This window comes from Burkholderia sp. AU16741, from assembly GCF_002223345.1.
Taxonomy (GTDB): Bacteria; Pseudomonadota; Gammaproteobacteria; order Burkholderiales; family Burkholderiaceae; genus Burkholderia; species Burkholderia sola.
The window spans coordinates 851,345-866,518 of the sequence record NZ_NKEZ01000003.1 but is presented as its reverse complement, the minus strand read 5'-3'; the positions used below and the strand labels follow the sequence as shown (position 1 = coordinate 866,518).

At 69.9% G+C, this 15,174-nt stretch carries 12 protein-coding genes; 4 read left to right on the top strand and 8 right to left on the bottom strand.

What is annotated here, in order from left to right:
• Positions 1-39: 39 nt before the first annotated feature.
• Both CFB89_RS06500 and CFB89_RS06495 read right to left on the bottom strand, forming a co-directional pair.
• Entirely contained in the window at positions 40-897 is an 858-nt protein-coding gene (locus CFB89_RS06500; protein ID WP_089467186.1) for a DUF4123 domain-containing protein, read from the bottom strand.
• A gap of 2 nt (positions 898-899) precedes the next feature.
• Complete coding sequence (locus CFB89_RS06495) at positions 900-3,695, bottom strand: type VI secretion system Vgr family protein (protein ID WP_089467185.1); 2,796 nt, start codon at positions 3,693-3,695, stop codon at positions 900-902.
• Between the two features lie 480 nt (positions 3,696-4,175).
• Between CFB89_RS06495 and CFB89_RS06490 the strand changes: the two genes are divergently transcribed.
• Both CFB89_RS06490 and CFB89_RS06485 read left to right on the top strand, forming a co-directional pair.
• Positions 4,176-4,439, top strand: coding sequence for a PAAR domain-containing protein (locus CFB89_RS06490; RefSeq protein WP_089467184.1), 264 nt, complete (start codon positions 4,176-4,178; stop codon positions 4,437-4,439).
• Positions 4,440-4,476: 37 nt separating this feature from the next.
• Entirely contained in the window at positions 4,477-5,874 is a 1,398-nt protein-coding gene (locus CFB89_RS06485) for a hypothetical protein (protein ID WP_089467183.1), read from the top strand.
• A gap of 214 nt (positions 5,875-6,088) precedes the next feature.
• On the opposite strand, the gene CFB89_RS06480 is transcribed toward CFB89_RS06485, so the two are convergent.
• Both CFB89_RS06480 and CFB89_RS06475 read right to left on the bottom strand, forming a co-directional pair.
• Complete coding sequence (locus CFB89_RS06480; RefSeq protein ID WP_089467182.1) at positions 6,089-6,424, bottom strand: hypothetical protein; 336 nt, start codon at positions 6,422-6,424, stop codon at positions 6,089-6,091.
• Between the two features lie 281 nt (positions 6,425-6,705).
• A complete protein-coding gene (locus tag CFB89_RS06475) occupies positions 6,706-7,452 on the bottom strand; it encodes a MipA/OmpV family protein (RefSeq protein WP_089467181.1) in 747 nt (248 codons plus the stop codon).
• A 243-nt stretch (positions 7,453-7,695) separates the two neighbouring features.
• Here CFB89_RS06475 and CFB89_RS06470 point away from each other — a divergent pair, with 243 nt between their 5' ends.
• Both CFB89_RS06470 and CFB89_RS06465 read left to right on the top strand, forming a co-directional pair.
• Positions 7,696-8,421 (top strand): response regulator, encoded by a 726-nt coding sequence (locus tag CFB89_RS06470; RefSeq protein ID WP_089467929.1) that lies wholly within the window; start codon positions 7,696-7,698, stop codon positions 8,419-8,421.
• Complete coding sequence (locus CFB89_RS06465) at positions 8,422-9,813, top strand: ATP-binding protein (protein WP_089467180.1); 1,392 nt, start codon at positions 8,422-8,424, stop codon at positions 9,811-9,813.
• Between the two features lie 46 nt (positions 9,814-9,859).
• On the opposite strand, the gene CFB89_RS06460 is transcribed toward CFB89_RS06465, so the two are convergent.
• Genes CFB89_RS06460 through CFB89_RS06445 form a run of 4 tightly spaced genes read right to left on the bottom strand, consistent with a single transcriptional unit; the run spans position 9,860 to position 14,773 of the window.
• Positions 9,860-10,900, bottom strand: coding sequence for an iron ABC transporter permease (locus CFB89_RS06460; protein ID WP_089467179.1), 1,041 nt, complete (start codon positions 10,898-10,900; stop codon positions 9,860-9,862).
• Positions 10,897-11,889 (bottom strand): ABC transporter substrate-binding protein, encoded by a 993-nt coding sequence (locus tag CFB89_RS06455; RefSeq protein WP_089467178.1) that lies wholly within the window; start codon positions 11,887-11,889, stop codon positions 10,897-10,899. The genes CFB89_RS06460 and CFB89_RS06455 overlap by 4 nt, the downstream gene beginning before the upstream one ends.
• On the bottom strand, positions 11,886-12,671 hold the full coding sequence (locus tag CFB89_RS06450) for an ABC transporter ATP-binding protein (RefSeq protein WP_089467177.1): 786 nt from the start codon (positions 12,669-12,671) through the stop codon (positions 11,886-11,888). The genes CFB89_RS06455 and CFB89_RS06450 overlap by 4 nt, the downstream gene beginning before the upstream one ends.
• Positions 12,672-12,682: 11 nt before the next feature.
• Positions 12,683-14,773 carry a TonB-dependent siderophore receptor gene (locus CFB89_RS06445; protein WP_089467928.1) on the bottom strand — a complete coding sequence of 697 codons (2,091 nt, stop codon included), beginning with the start codon at positions 14,771-14,773 and terminating at the stop codon, positions 12,683-12,685.
• Positions 14,774-15,174 lie beyond the last annotated feature (401 nt).

The following is a 15,174-nucleotide window of genomic DNA, read 5'->3' as shown; positions in this document are numbered from 1 at the left end:
ACCACGTGCCCTGTCTCATGCACGCAACCCCGCATCGTTCTATGCGGACGACGTCGCCGGCGCAAGCTCCGTCACCAGATACCCGGCCGCCACGAGTGCATCGAGCGCGGCTCGCGACGCCGCCGCAGGAGGACCGTCGTGCCGCGCCCACGCCGCGCTCACACACGCATGAGCTTGCGAGGGCGTGGCCACCAGACGGCCGAAACTCTCCGGACGCTGGCGAACATGAAAAATCAGCGTGTCGATCTTCGCGGCCTGTCGAAGCCGTTCGATCTGTTCGTCGTCGAGCACGTATGGCTCGCCGCTGCGCCCGCCGGCCGCCTCCCCGCCAGCCGCTTCGCCCACGGCGTCGAAGTCGAGCGCGACGAGCACCCCGGTGCGATCGAACACGTGCCACGCGTCGATGCCGTCCGTGAAGCGGCGGCGCTGGGCGGGCGTCAGCGCCGCGAGCCACGCGGGCAGGCAACGCGTATCGGCGAGACGCACCAGAAACGCTTCGCCGTCGGCCGCCGCACTCGCCTCCATCTGTCCGCGCAAATGCGCGGCAAGCGCGACCGTATCGCGCGCGCCATGCAGCAGGCTCACCATCGGTCGTCCGGACGTCTCGCGCAGCACGGTCTCCAGCATCGCCCGGCGCGCCGCCGCGCCCGCCGGCAACGGCACGAGGCACGGCGAAATCGCCAGCAGGTCGTCGCCGTCGTACACCCCTTCGTACAACACGACGACGGCATCGTCGCGCTCGACCGCGGGCATCCGGTCACGCAACGCCGGCGCGAAACCCATGTCGAGCAGCAGATGCCAGCGGCCGTCGTCCGGCACGCGTTCGAAGAGCGCATTCAGCCGGCCCGGCGTGTCGTCGGGATAGCGGTCGATCCAGTCGGTCGTCTCGATCGTCATGCTCAGATCGCCTTGCCCGCGAGTGCGCTGCCCGACTGCATCGCGTGCAGCAGGCATTCGACACAGACCTTCTCGGGAAACTGCGGCAACGGCGTATTCAGTTGATCGGGGCCGACGAATGCATGTTGCGCGGCATACACGACGAATTTGCCGGGGCAACCGAATGTGACGTCGCCCCCTTCGATCGTCACGTGCGCTCCCCCGCTCACCGCGAGATGCACGGTCTTCTTCGCGGCGATCTCGACGTCCGCGCTCGCGGACGCGAGCTTCAGATCGTCGCGCGCGCGCAGGCCCAGCACGTCGCGCTGCGCCTGCAGCGTCAGGCCGTCCTTGCCGGCGATCATGCCGATGCCGACACCCTCTGCATGGCTCGCGCCGGCCAGCCAGCCGATGCCCTGCCCGCTGTGAATACGCAGTTGCTGCGCAGCGGCGAGATTGAAGTCGCCGCCGCTGCCGAGCGACAGCGTTTCGCCGGCCGCCCATTGCAGCGCCTGCCCTGCAACCAGCCCGTGCCCGCCCCGTGCCTCAATGCCGAGCACGGCGTCGCCCGTGTGCGGCAATGCGTTGCCCGTCGATCGCCGTGCGGCGTCGGCCGACGCCTGCGTGTAACCGTTCGCGCCGACCGTCGTCGCGAAGCTCTGCGCAAGCGCATCGAGCGGCGCGGCGCTGCCGTTCAGCGACGACTGGCCCGCCTGCTCCACGCCGCGCTGCGCGGCGAACGGCAGCGTCCCATGCGTATCGGCCGTCTGGTCGAATCGCCGAACCAAGGCGGTGTGCCGCGCGAGCAGCGCCTGCAGCGCGGACGCATCGCCCGCCGGCTGCGCGGCACCGGCGGGCGCATAGCTCGACACCAGCAGGCCGCGCGTCGCACGCATCGCACCGTACGCGTCCGAGCGCAATTCGACGCCCTGGCCACGAAAACTGCCGAGATAGTTGTCCGCCTGATGACGCAGATGACCGAGGTTCAATTGCGTGGCCGCGTGCGTGGTCGCCATCTGCAAGCGCCCCATGCCGTCGGAATCGTCGGCGACGAGCTGGTTGTGGCCTTGCCCGTCGAAACCCTGGCTCTTGAAGCCCGACAGCGCGCCGGCGTGATTGTGGCGATCCGTGCCGCCGCCGGCGCCATGCCACGCGGGGCTCAGCCCGCTTGCCAGATTGCCCTGCGCGCTCGGCGCATGATCGCCTGCCTGCGTGTAGATCGACGCGTCGAGCGGCTTGCCGGCCGCCCCGCCCGGCGAAGGCGACTCGCCGCCTTCGCCGCGGCCATTGAACAGGCCGCCGAGCACGATCGGCCGGTGGATCAGCCCGTGGTGAAACTGCACGAGGACTTCATGGCCGATGCGCGGCACCTGCTGAAGGCCATGCCCATCGCTCGCGAGCCGTTGTATGGCGCGCGTCGGATACGTACCCGCGTCGTCCTGCGCCTGCCAGTGGAAGCGAACGCGCAACCGCCCCTGCGCATCGGCATGCACCGGTCCCGTCGAACCGGGCCGTGCGTCGCCGGCCGGCCCGACAACGATCGCCGTCTGCGCGCCGAGCGCCGTCGGCACCGGATTGAGTCGCTGCCCGGTTCCGTCGGCCAGCGTGGGCCGCCAGACCTGCGTTCGCGGCACCGCATCGAACCGGTTCGCATAACCGCCGGCCTTCGCTTGTCGAACCACGCGCGGATCGAGCGCCGCCGCCGGCAATGGCCCGAGTTGCCGTTCGATGGCTTCCATGACGGTCGACGGCAGATTGTTGATCCCGACGTGCTCGACGCGCGTCAGCAGAAAATCCGCGGGCGCCGCGGCGCCGCGCACGGGCTGCCAGCCGGCATCGACGAGTTTCAACGCCCGTCCTGCGCGCGCCGTGCGCAGCGTGCCGTAGCCGGTCCAGAAACTGGCGCGCGACACGATCGCATCGGCCTGGCGCCGCACCGTATCTTCCGCTTCGCGCAAGCTGTCGAACGCCTCCGGCCCGACGTCGTCGTAGAGCTCGCGCGCGCCGTCCGGCCGGCCGAGCGTCGTACTCGCGGTAGTCGCCCGGTTCACGCGATAGTCGCTGCTGATCAGCGTGATGCGATCGGCGGTCAGCGACAACGACTGCCCGATCCCGAGGATCACGTCGTCGGTGCCGGTCGCCGTCCCGCTCGAGCGGCGCGGCACGCCGCCGCGTCGCGCGGACGTATCGTCCTCGGCCAGTTGCGCGCTGTCGTCGAAGACCAGCATCGCGTGCCCGGCAGGCGCGTCCTCGTCTTCGACGAAACAGAAGCCGAGGCCGGCCTCGGCCAGCAGATGTTGGACGAATTCGTAGTGTGTATGGGTGCGGTACTGCACGCGATACGCAGCGGGGCCCAGCGCATCGAGACGCCGGCTGGCATCCGGCGTGAGGCGCCACCGCGCGATCCCGGCGTACGGTGCGAACACCGTGTCGAGCACGTCGGCAAGCGTCTGGTTCACGAAGGTTCGCTCGTCGCGCGCATGCGTGAGCGCGGCGAGCCACGGCACGACCCGGAGATGGTAGCGAGCGAGACCTGCGTCGTAACCCCGGCACTCGGCCTCGGCGACGAGACCGCTGCGCAGCGTCGTCGTGCCGTTCGCGAGCGTGGTGCGAATCGCAACACGCTGCCCGAGCATCGCGTCGAGATCCAGTGCAGGATCCGTCGACAGTGCATCGACGTTCCATTCGAAGAGATCGGAGAGCGATTCGCGGCCGGTCCAGCGCTCGATTTGAAATGCGGCAAGCGCGCCCGCTCCGTCCAGCGAATACAGGCGATTGAATGCGCCAAAAAGAGACGCAAATTCCGTGATGACGCTCATGCGGCCCCGCTCTCTCAGGATCTGACGTTTTTAAATGGATATTGCTGCGACGAACACGGGATGATGCACGATTGCCGGCATGGCGCGCGCGCCATGCCGAACCGGCGCGTCACGCGCGGGAGCCCCGCGACACCGCCCGCTGTCTGGCTGAACGTGCGCCAGTTGGATCGGGTGATGCGCCCCCCTATTCAAAGCTTACTATTCTAGATTACGCCGTTGGGCTTCGCCATAGGCAAACGGACCTAGATTTAAAATGCAGCCCTTGACGTGCGGGCGTCACGCCCGATAATGACGGCCTTCGGTTCGAAAGCTACATTACGGCCGAATCGAAAAAAGCAATTATTACCGAAAGGTGATAAATACCCCATTCAGCCGAAATCGATTCGAAAAACGTTGTCGATGATAGACGCGACTCTCTCCCGCACCCGGCGGCGAAGCCGCGATGCATCGTCGATGATTCCAGCCAGGAGGCCTATCCGGATGACCAAACCCTTCATCGTCCTTGGGGACAAGCACAGCCATGGCGGCACCGTGACCAGCGCGTCCACGCTGTCGTCGGTCGACGGCCGCGGCATCGCGCGCCGCAACGACACGGTGACGTGTCCGATCCACGGCCCGAATTACATCGTCGACGGCGACGACACGATGATCGTGCAGGGCGAAGGCGTCGCGCGCGATGGCTACAAGACGGCCTGCGGCGCCGTACTGGTCGCCAGCCGGACGGCGGGCGGCGACGGCAATTGATATACGACGCCGCAAGTCACGGGGAGAATCGACGGAAATGATCATGCGATTGCGCAAGACCGCATTCGTCGCCGCGCTGTTCGTCGCGGTGTGGATCGCCGTGTTCGTCTGGTGGAAAACGACCCGGCATGCGCCCACCACCCGGGAGTTGGTGCTGTGCGGGCTCGTGCTGCCGGCGGCCCTCGCCGTCTGCGTGGCATGGCTGCGCCGGGGGCTCGGCCCGCATCCGGCGCTCGCGGCCACCGCACCGCCGGGTTCGCCCGCATCGGCGGACGCCTCTGCCGCGCAGGATCCGACGTCGCACACGTGGTCGGCCCTGCTGCTCGACAGCAGCGTGAGGCTGCCGACGGGGGCGACGACCGCAGACATCGATGCGGCGGCCCGGGAAGAGCGTTCCGTCGCGCTTCATCCCGAACTGCAACGCCCGGACGGAACCGGCGTATTCGCGAGCACCGTCGAATCGGTGTCGCTCGACCGGTTCGATACAAGCCTGCTTGCGCCCGACGCGCGGGAAACGCTGCAGGACGAGCATTGGCGCGGGCTGCTGTTGGCCGCCGACGCACTCGACGAATTGCGCGAGCGTCATGCCGTGTTGTCCGGCGCGGCCGCCGACGCGCCGCCGCTCAGGCTCCATCTGCTGATGCCGGAACGCTGGCAACCGGTCGCCGCCACGCTCGCCGCATGGCTCGATGCACACGCGGCGCGGGAAGCCGTCGCGCCGGGCATCGTCCATGCGCAACTGCGCACGGTCGCCGATCCCGTACAAGCATGGGCAGTGGTCGACGAACTGATCCAGGCGTTGCACCTGCAACCGTCCGGCGAGTTGCACGTCGTCCTCGCGTTCGACTCCACCGCAAGCCAGGACGCAGTCGACGCGCTCGATCGCGCGGGCCGGCTCTACGGCCGGGATCGGCCGAACGGCGTGATGCCCGGCGAAGGCGCATGTGCATTGCTGCTCGGCCATCCCGACACACCGAATGCGATGTCCGTCCCGTCGATCCACCGGCTCGCGGCCGCGCACCGCGCGGGTTCCGCCGATCACGGCAAGGCCGAAGCGACGACGCTCGAACAGTTGCTTGCGGCGGCGGGTACGCGCTTGTCGACGTTACGCCCCGACCTGTCGGCATCCGGATTCGTCACCGACGCCGATCAACGCAGCAGCCGTCGCACCGAAGTCGTGACGGCCGGCGAGCAGATCTGGGGCGATGATGCCGCCGAGCGCGGCCGCCACCTCGGGCTCGCCAACGGGGCAAGCGGCGCGGCGCTCGCGCTCGCTGCGCTGGCCGTCGCCGCCGATCGCGCGACAGAGGAAGGACAAGCGGTATTTGCGGCATCGGTCAGCGACCCGCTCGCACGTGGCGTGATGCTCGTCACGCCGGCGATGACGGTCGACACCACGGCATCGGTGCCGCAATCCGGAGCGGTCGACGCGTGACGCGCCAGCCAGCGCGGCGCGTCACGCGTCGCGCGAGCCGCGGTCTACTCCGGTATCGAGGCGCCCGGGCGCCGCGGCCGCCGATACCGCGGCCCGCGGCGATGAATCGCGACGCGTGCTGCCGACGATCGGCCGCGCGACGTGCATGCCCGCACTAACCGCACTCGCGGAGGCCGCACGAGCCGCAACGGATTTTCGTCGGCGGCCGGATGCCTCACCCGCGCCGCACCCAGATCACTTTCCCGTCGCGAATGCCGAGATTGCGGCGCTCCTCCCGGTAATCCATCGTGCCCGGCAACGATTTCCCGTCGCGCTCGAGCACGCGCCACAGGCAGCCGTCGAGCAGCGCGGCCGCATCGGCCTCGGTCTTGCCAACCAGCGCATCGTCCGGCGTGGCGTCCGCCTTGCATACCTGCGCGCCGCCGGACTGCAAAGGGGCCCTCGCCGCGCCGCCGGCGGTGGCGTTACGGTGCTTCGTGTCCATGTCCGCACATCCTGCAAAGGTTGCACCCGCAACGAGTGCAACGAGCATCGCGATCGTATTCTTCATCGGTTTCTCCCTGAAGCGGCCCGGCGGTCCCCGTGCGGCATTCGTGCAAGACCGGGCATCGCATGCATGATCGATTCCGCACGCTGCCGGCCGCTTCCTGCCGAGCCGGCCCGCGCATGGCGGCCTTTCGCGACCCGGCCGAGCCGCCTCGGCGCCCCTGCGTCGCAGGCCCGGCCTGACGCCGAACCCGCCCGCATGTTACCGCACGCGGTTCGCCGCGACGGCGCGACGCCGACGCATCGTGTGCGCGCCGCGCGCACCGGCCCGCGTCGGCAATGCGCTCAGAACGTGTACGTCACGCCCGCGATGCCGTAGTAGTTGCTGCGCGACTGCACGATCGGGCTGTCGCCCGCGCGGCCCAGCAGTCGCGTCACGCCGCCGCTCGCGAGCACCGACCAGTGCCGCGACAGCGTCCAGTTCCATGCAATCGCCATCGACGCGCTGTCGATCCCGCCGCTCACCGAATACGGCCGGAACCGGCTCGTCATCGACTGCGCGTCGGTCACGCCGTAGAAGGTCTGCATGTAGCGTCCCGAGCCCGCGTGCACGGTGCCCGTCACGATGATCTCGTGCTGCGACGTCTTGAGCACCGGCACCGCGAGATCCACGTGCCCCGCCACGCCGCGCGACGTGTGCGTCGCCGGCGTATCGATCGTGACGCTCAGTTCCGCCGCGTTGAAGAGCGTGACGCCGGCGCGCACGCCGACGAGCACCGAGCCCGGAATCCGGCCCATCCCCTTCAGGTAGTCGGAGCCCGGCAGGTCGAAGCGGTTCTCGTCCGCGCGGCCCGCGTCGTAGTTCACCGCCGCCGACACGAACGCCCCGTGCGGCAGGTCCAGCCGGTAGCCGGCGCCCTGCGTGCTGTCGACGAAGAAGCCATTGCCGAACGTGGCGGAAAACGACGGCGCAACGACACCGCGATACTGTTTGCTGCCCTGGTAGCGCGGTGCGAACCCGCCGCCGAGCGACAACGAATACTGGTTTTCCGCGTGGGCGGCGGCGGCGAGGGTCAGGCCGGCGAGCGGCATGCAATAGCGGTAGCGGCGAAGGGAGGGGCGCACAATATCGAGATATGAGTGACGAAGCCCGCAGTCTAGGTGCCGCCCCGCGCCGAGACTGTCCTGAATGTGCGGCGAATGTGTGCGCAATTGTGTTCGATTGTTCGCGATTGTCGCCCCGTTGCCCCGGCGGTCGATCCGCCGGATAGAATTCGCGTGCCGCGCGCGCATCGGTCTGCCGGGTGCGAGATGGCGCGTGCATCCGGGGAGACCATGAACGAAGTTCCACTCAAATACCGCGTGCTGCTGATCGAGGACGATGATCGCCTCGCGCAGCTCGTCCGCGAATACCTCGACGGCTATGAATTCGCGGTGACGGTCGTGCGGCGCGGCGACCTCGCCGTCGCCGCGGTGCGCGAGCACCAGCCGGCCCTCGTGATACTCGACCTGATGCTGCCGAATCTCGACGGCATGGAAGTCTGCCGGCGCATCCGCGCGTTCACCAACGTCCCCGTGCTGATCCTGACCGCACGGGCGGACGTATACGACCAGGTCGCCGGCCTCGAGACGGGCGCCGACGACTACGTGACGAAGCCGATCGAGCCGCGCGTGCTCGTCGCACGTGCTCGCGCGCTGTTGCGCCGCGCGCAGCCGGCCGCGGCGCAAGCGCCCGCGGTCGCGCCCGACGCGCTCGTATTCGGCGAGCTCGCCATTTCGCCGCCGAACCGCACCGTCACGTGGCGCGGCGAGCCGGTCGAGCTGAAGACCGCCGAATTCAACCTGCTGCTGATCCTCGCGCGCGCGGCCGGCACCGTGCTGAGCCGCGACGACATCCTGAAGCAGTTGCGCGGGATCGAATTCGACGGGCTCGACCGCTCGGTCGACTCAGGCATCTCGAAGCTGCGCCGCCGCTTCGAGGATGCGTCGTCGGAGCCGCACAAGATCAAGACGATCTGGGGTCGCGGCTACCTGTTCAGCCCTTCCGCGTGGGACGAATAAATGCTGCGCCCGCTGCTTCGGTTGTACCTCGTCGTGATCCTGTTCGTCGGCGCGTCGATCATCTTCATCCAGCTGTCGTTCGACCGGATCTTCTACGAGCGCGGCGCGCAGGCGCAACGCGACTCGCTGACGACCTATTCGTTCGTGCTCAACGACTACCTCGAACGCCATCCGGGCGCGCAGCGCGCGCTCGCATTGCGAGAGCTCGCGCTGCACGGCCGCGAAGGGTTCGGCTTCATGTCGATGGCCGACGCACGCGCGCAACTGAGCGGCGCGCCGCTGCGCGATCTCGATGCCGGCAGGATCGCGATCAGCTACAACGGCAAGGATTACTACATGCCGCTCGCGGACGGCTCGGTGCTGCATGCGCGCCCGATCGAGGCGCCGGACCTCGACATCCGCATCTATGCGTACATGCTGCTCGCGCTCGCGACGCTGTTCGCGGTGGTGCTGTGGATTCACTATCACTGGCGCGACATTCGCCGGCTGCAGGACGCCGCGCGCGCGTTCGGCGCCGGGATGCTGTCGACGCGCGTGAAGGTGTCGGGCAAGTCGAACATCTACGAGTTGTCGCAGCAGTTCAACGACATGGCCGCGCGCATCGAGGCGTCGATCAAGCAGCAGCGCGAAATGATGCACGGCATCTCGCATGAACTGAAAACGCCGCTCGCCCGGCTCGAATTCGGGCTCGCGCTGCTCGCCGACGCCGACGAAACAGGCCGGATGCGCGAACGCCGCGACGCGCTGCGGCGCGACGTGCGCGAACTCGACGAGCTCGTCACCGAGCTGCTGACGATCGGCCGGCTCGAACAGGGAGCGAGCGAGCTCGCGCCGATGGAGGTCGTCGTCGACGCGCTGATCGACAGCGTCGCCGGCAACGTCGCGGACGACATCGCCGATCGCGGCATCGCGCTCGACGTGTCGACGCTCGACGCGCCCGCGACCCACGTGTGCGATCCGAAGCTCGTCGCCCGCGCGCTGCTGAACCTGATCCGCAACGGCGCGCGCTATGCGTCGCGCAAGGTCGTACTGGCCGCCACGCGCGACCGGTCCGGCGCGCTCGTGCTGACGGTCGACGACGACGGCCCCGGCATTCCGGCCGCCGAGCGCGCCCGCGTGTTCGAGCCGTTCCAGCGGCTGGATTCGAGCCGCGACCGGCAGACCGGCGGCTTCGGGCTCGGGCTCGCGATCGTGCGGCGCGTCGCGCAGGTGCACGGCGGCGACGTGCGGCTCGAGGATTCGCCGCTCGGCGGCGCGCGCTTCGTGATCACGCTGCCCGTGCGCGCGCTGCCGAACAAGCGCTTCGACGTCGCGCAGGACGCGGCGACCCCACATGCCGATGCGCGCCGCCTCAGCGGCACGGGGACGGGTACGGTCATTCCGCTTCGATGAGACGGGCGGCGCGTCCCGGCCCGCCCTCGCCCGAGCGTGCCTTCGCTCAGCGCCGGCGCAGCAGCGCGACGAAGAACAGGCTGCCGAACAACGCGGTCACGATGCCGATCGGCAGATCCTCCGGCGCCGCGAGCGTGCGCGCGGCGACATCGGCCCACACGAGCAGGATCGCGCCCGCCAGCGCGGCGACCGGCAGCAGCCGGCCGTGCTCGGCACCGACCATGCGACGGCACAGATGCGGCGTCACGAGCCCGACGAAGCCGATCGCGCCGCTGACCGCGACCATCGCGCCCGTCGCGAACGACGCGACGACGAACACCTCGCGCCGCATCCTCGCGCTCGGCACGCCGAGCGACGCAGCGGCGACGTCGCCCGACATCAGCGCATTCAGTTCGCGCCGGCGCGCATAGAGCGCGCAGCCGGCAAGCACCGCGCATACGGCCGGCACCGGCAGCAGATCCCAGCGCGCGAGCCCGACGCCACCGAGCATCCAGAACAGCACCGACGACGCGGCGCGCTGGTCGCCGAGATACAGCAGCAGGTTGCCGAACGCGGCCATCATGAACGACACCGACACGCCCGCGAGCAGCAGCCGGTCCGATTCGAGCCGGCCGCTCCGGTAAGCGAGCGCGACCACGCATGCGGTAGCCGCAAGCGCGCCCGCGAATGCGGCGGCCGACAGCGTGAACGGGCCGAACGCGGCGCCGGCCACCACCGTGACCGCGATCGCGCCGAGCATCGCGCCCGCGCTCACGCCGAGCAGGTGCGGATCGGCCAGGCGGTTCGCGGTCGCCGCCTGCAACGCGACGCCGACCGCCGCCAGCGTCGCGCCGACGATCGCGGCCAGCAGCGCGCGCGGCATCCGGATCAGCCACACGATGCTGTCGTCGCCCGCGGCGGCCGCGAACGCGTCGGCGCCGCCGAACGCCGACGCGACGTGCGCGGCGACGATCCGCACCGCGGCCGGCATCGCGATCGGCGCGGGGCCGAACGCAGCCGACACGACGATCGACACGATCAGCAGCACGGCCAGCCCCGGCAGCACCACGCGCATGCCGGGCCGCGCCGCCTGCCCGCGCACGCTCATCGTGCCGCCGCCGCAAATGCGGCCGGATACAGCGCGCGGGCGAGCGTCTCGACGGCCGCGACGTTCTCGGGGCCCGGCGTCGCCGCATCGTACGGAATCACGACGAAGCGCCGGTCGCGGATCGCGGCCACGCGCGCGAGCGCCGGCTGGCTCGACAGGAACTGCTGCTTCTGCGCGGCCGTCACCGCCGAATAGTCGACGATCACGATCACCTGCGGATCGCGCGCGACCACGCTTTCCCAGCTCACCTGCGTCCAGCTGCGCGGCAGGTCGTCCATCACGTTGCGCGCGCCCGCCGCCGCGAGCAACGCGGTCGGCATCGCGAGCCCGCCGGCGGTCATCGGCTTGTCGGTGCCGCTGTCGTACACGAACACGCGCAGCGGCGCCGGACGCCCGATCGCGCGCGACACCGCCGCGAGACGCGCGCGCATCCCGGCGACGACCTGCGCGGCGCGCGCATCGACGCCGAAGATCCGGCCGAGATTGGTCAGGTCGCGGAACACGTCGTCGAACGAGGCGGCCGACTGCTTCATCACGTGCGAGCACGATTCGGTCAGTTCGTACGTGCGGATGCCGAACGGCGCGAGCGTCGCGGGCGTCACCGGCCCGCCGACACGCATCCCGTAGTTCCAGCCCGCGAGATAGAAGTCGGCGCGCGCGGCGGCCAGCACTTCCAGCGACGGATACTGGCTCGCCAGTTCGGGCACGCCGCGCAACGCGTCGCGCACGCGTGCGGTGCCCGTCTTCCAGCCGCCGATGCCCGTATAGCCGACGAGACGATCCTTCAGGCCGAGCGCGAGCATCATCTCGGTGAGGTTCACGTCGTTGCTCACCGCGCGCGTCGGCGCGCGCTCGAACGTCACGTCGCGATCGCAACTGCGCACGGTGACCGGATAGGCGAGCGCGTGAACGGACGCGCCGCCGAGCACGGCAGCGGCGACCAGACGGCGGGAGACGGAGGACAGGACAGGAAACGGCATGGCGGTCATTCCGGATGAAGCGGCGTGATGCGCGGGCGGCGCGTGACGGGATGGCGATCGACGAGCGCGGCGACGCCGAACACGTCGCGCAGCAGCGCTTCGGTCAGCACGTCGTCCGGCACGCCGGACGCGACGACGCGGCCGTGCGCGAGCACATGGAGGCGGTCGCAATACGCGGCCGCGAGATTGAGGTCGTGAATCGTCGCGAGCGTCGCGATGCCGAGGCGGCGCACGCGCGCGAGCAGTTCGAGTTGGTGACGCAGGTCGAGATGGTTGGTCGGTTCGTCGAGCAACAGCAGTTCGGGCTGCTGCGCGAGCGCGCGCGCCAGCAGCGCGCGCTGCTTCTCGCCGCCCGACAGCGACGCGAAGCGCTGTGCGCGGCGCTCGACGAGGCCGACATCGTGCAGCGCGGAGTCGACGATCCGGCGATCGTCGGCCGACTCCGCATCGAACGGCCGCTTGTGCGGCGTGCGGCCCATGCCGACCAGTTCGTCGACCGTCAGCCCGAAATCGTCCGGCGTCTCCTGCTGCAGCACCGCGATGCGCTGCGCGACCGCACGCGGCCGCATGCGCCACACGTCCTGCGCATCGAGCGCGACGCGGCCCGCGTCGGGGCGCGCGTAGCGGAACACGCAGCGCAGCAGGCTCGTCTTGCCGCTGCCGTTCGGGCCGACCAGCCCGACGAACTCGCCCTCCGCCACGCTCAACGTCACCGAATCGAGCACGGTGATCGCGCCACCGGGAGACCAGCTCACGCGTTCGATGTCGAGCATGTGGGTGACGGGACGCATGCCGTATCGCCCTAGAAGCGCATCGTCGCGACGAGCTCCGCCGAGCGCGACGGGCCGAGCAGCCATTGCTCGCCGCCGTTCGACGTCGTCACCGCGTACGTGCGGTTCGCGAGATTGCGCAGATACATCGCGAGCTCGGTGCGCGACGTCGGCCGCCAGCGCAGCGACGCATCGAACACCGTATACGACGGCACCCGCACGCGATTCGCGTCGTCGCCGTAGGTCGCGCCGACGTAACGCACACCCGCATTCGCGTGCCAGCGCTCAGCGAACGCCCAGCCGAACCACAGGTTCGCGGTCTGCTGCGGCACGCCGGACGGCACGTTGCCGTCCCGCGACACCGTCGCGCCGCCGGCCGTCTGGTTGAACGCGTCGTAGCGGGCGCGCAGCAGCGCGACGTTCGCATCGATCGTCCAGCCGTGCGGCAGCCGCGCGCCGCCGGTCAGCTCGACGCCGCGCGACGATTGCCGGCCGACCTGCCGGCGCAGCGCCGGATTGAACGGATCGGTGCTGAGCAGGTTGCGCTTCACGATGTCGTACAGCGCGAACGTCCAGTAAGCACGACCGTCGAGCAGCGTCTGCTTGAGCCCGGCTTCCCACTGTTCGCCGGTCGCGAGCCGGTAGCCCGCCTGCGACGCGGACAGCGTCACGAGCGAGCCGACGCCCTCCGCGCCCGTCGTGTACTGCGCATACGCGCTGAACGTCGGCGCGATCTCGAACACGAAACCGGTGCGCCAGCCGACGTTCGCGAACCGCTTGTCGAAGCCCGCGCCGCTCGCCGCCTGCTCGCGGCTGAACGCGATGTGGTCGTAGCGCAGGCCGCTCACCCACGCGAGCCGCGGCAGCACGTCGAGCCGGTTCTCCGCGAATACCGCCGCCTGCAGCGCACGCGTGCTGAACTGCGGCACGGTCGGGTCGGGGCTCGTGAAGACACCGGGATCGAAGCCGTGCGCCGGTACGGTCGTTTCGCCGCCGTACGGCGAATTGTTGATGCCGCTGAACGTGATCTGGCTGAATTCCGTGCCGATGACGAAACGGTTCGCGCGACCGAACAGCATCCCGTCGATGCGCGCGCTCAGCCGGTCGCCGATCTGCCGCTGATGGTGGCCGATGTCGAGATAGTCGCCGCGCGTGACGAGCCCCGTCGCCGCATCGAGCGCATACGATTCCGCGTTGCGCCAGTGGCGGTTCGACGTCAGGTAGTAGAGCTGATTGTCGATCGTCACGCCGGGCGCGGGCCGGTAGCGCGCCGACAGGCGCGTCCACTGGTCGTAGTACGAAATCGTCGCATCGCCGACCGTGTAGTTCAGCTTGCGCAGCGACGAATCGAGCACGCCGTTCGGCGCGGGCACGCCATAGTACGTCGCGGGCATCTGGTGGCCGTAGTCGTAGTCGAGCGTCAGCGTGAGTTGCGGGCTCACGTCGAACGTCAGCGCGCCGCCGATGGCCGTCGTATGCGTATCGGCCCGCTCGGCGAGACCGTTCGCGCGCGCATCGCTCGCATAGAAGCGGTACGACAGCCGCGGGCCGAGCGCGCCCGTCGTATCGAACGCGAAGCGCTTCGCGCCGTCGGGGCCGACGCCGGCCTGCAGCGCCGTCTCGCGCGTGCGCTGCGGCCGTTTCGGCACCACGTTCACGACCCCGCCGATCGCCCCTTCGCCGTACAGCACCGATGCCGGGCCGCGCAGCACCTCGATGCGCTCGACCGACCACGTGTCGAACGGAAACGTGCTCGTGCCGGCCGCGGGCATCAGCCGCACGCCGTCGAGCAGCGTCATCACCGATTCCTGCCCGCTGAAGCCGCGCACGCTCAACGCGGTGCCGCCGGTGCCCGGCGCGATCGCGCTCGCGACGCCGGCGGTGCGCGTGACCGCATCGAGCACCGTGCGATCGCCGCGTGCGTCGATCGTGTCGGCCGTGACCGCTTCGACGCTCGCGGGCGTGTCGAGGCTCGCGAGCCCGAGCCGCGAGCCCGTTTCGAGCGGTTGCGTCAGCGGGTCGGCCTGGGCGGACGAAGCCGTGACGTTGATCGCCGGCAGCGCGTGCCGGTCGTCCGGCGACGATGCGGCGGCTTCGGCGGCCAGCGCGCCGGTGGTGGCGATCGCGCAGCCGACCAGGGTCGTGCAACCGCGTGCCGCGCGCGTGCGCCAGGCGCTCGCGTTCCGGCGCCGCGCCGCATGGCGCCGCTCCCCGCGCGCCGGGGTGTGTCCGATTCTCGTCACGTCGTATCGATCTTCGTTGGATGTCGTCGCACGCGAGCGGCCCGGGCACCCGGCCGACCGGCGACGAAAACGTCAGATGATACAATATATCAACTTGATCCGTCGGGATTTCGACAGCTCGAGTAGCTGCTCCGCGCGTCTAGGGCGGGCAACCCAACTGCTCCCACGGATTGTCGGCCGCGGCTCGTTGGGCGCCATGAACGCATGAGCGCCTGCATCGCGCGCGCTTGCCGCGCCTCGTCGAAGCCGCGCACGACCTCACGCGCCAAGCCAGGCACGCG

Excerpts from the sequence above, each read along its gene's own strand:
- CFB89_RS06480 (WP_089467182.1), bottom strand. The coding sequence starts at position 6,424 with ATGAAGAATACGATCGCGATGCTCGTTGCACTCGTTGCGGGTGCAACC.
- CFB89_RS06485 (WP_089467183.1), top strand. The coding sequence starts at position 4,477 with ATGATCATGCGATTGCGCAAGACCGCATTCGTCGCCGCGCTGTTCGTC.
- CFB89_RS06470 (WP_089467929.1), top strand. The coding sequence starts at position 7,696 with ATGAACGAAGTTCCACTCAAATACCGCGTGCTGCTGATCGAGGACGAT.
- CFB89_RS06495 (WP_089467185.1), bottom strand. The coding sequence starts at position 3,695 with ATGAGCGTCATCACGGAATTTGCGTCTCTTTTTGGCGCATTCAATCGC.
- CFB89_RS06465 (WP_089467180.1), top strand. The coding sequence starts at position 8,422 with ATGCTGCGCCCGCTGCTTCGGTTGTACCTCGTCGTGATCCTGTTCGTC.
- CFB89_RS06455 (WP_089467178.1), bottom strand. The coding sequence starts at position 11,889 with ATGACCGCCATGCCGTTTCCTGTCCTGTCCTCCGTCTCCCGCCGTCTG.
- CFB89_RS06460 (WP_089467179.1), bottom strand. The coding sequence starts at position 10,900 with ATGAGCGTGCGCGGGCAGGCGGCGCGGCCCGGCATGCGCGTGGTGCTG.
- CFB89_RS06490 (WP_089467184.1), top strand. The coding sequence starts at position 4,176 with ATGACCAAACCCTTCATCGTCCTTGGGGACAAGCACAGCCATGGCGGC.
- CFB89_RS06475 (WP_089467181.1), bottom strand. The coding sequence starts at position 7,452 with ATGCCGCTCGCCGGCCTGACCCTCGCCGCCGCCGCCCACGCGGAAAAC.
- CFB89_RS06450 (WP_089467177.1), bottom strand. The coding sequence starts at position 12,671 with ATGCGTCCCGTCACCCACATGCTCGACATCGAACGCGTGAGCTGGTCT.
- CFB89_RS06500 (WP_089467186.1), bottom strand. The coding sequence starts at position 897 with ATGACGATCGAGACGACCGACTGGATCGACCGCTATCCCGACGACACG.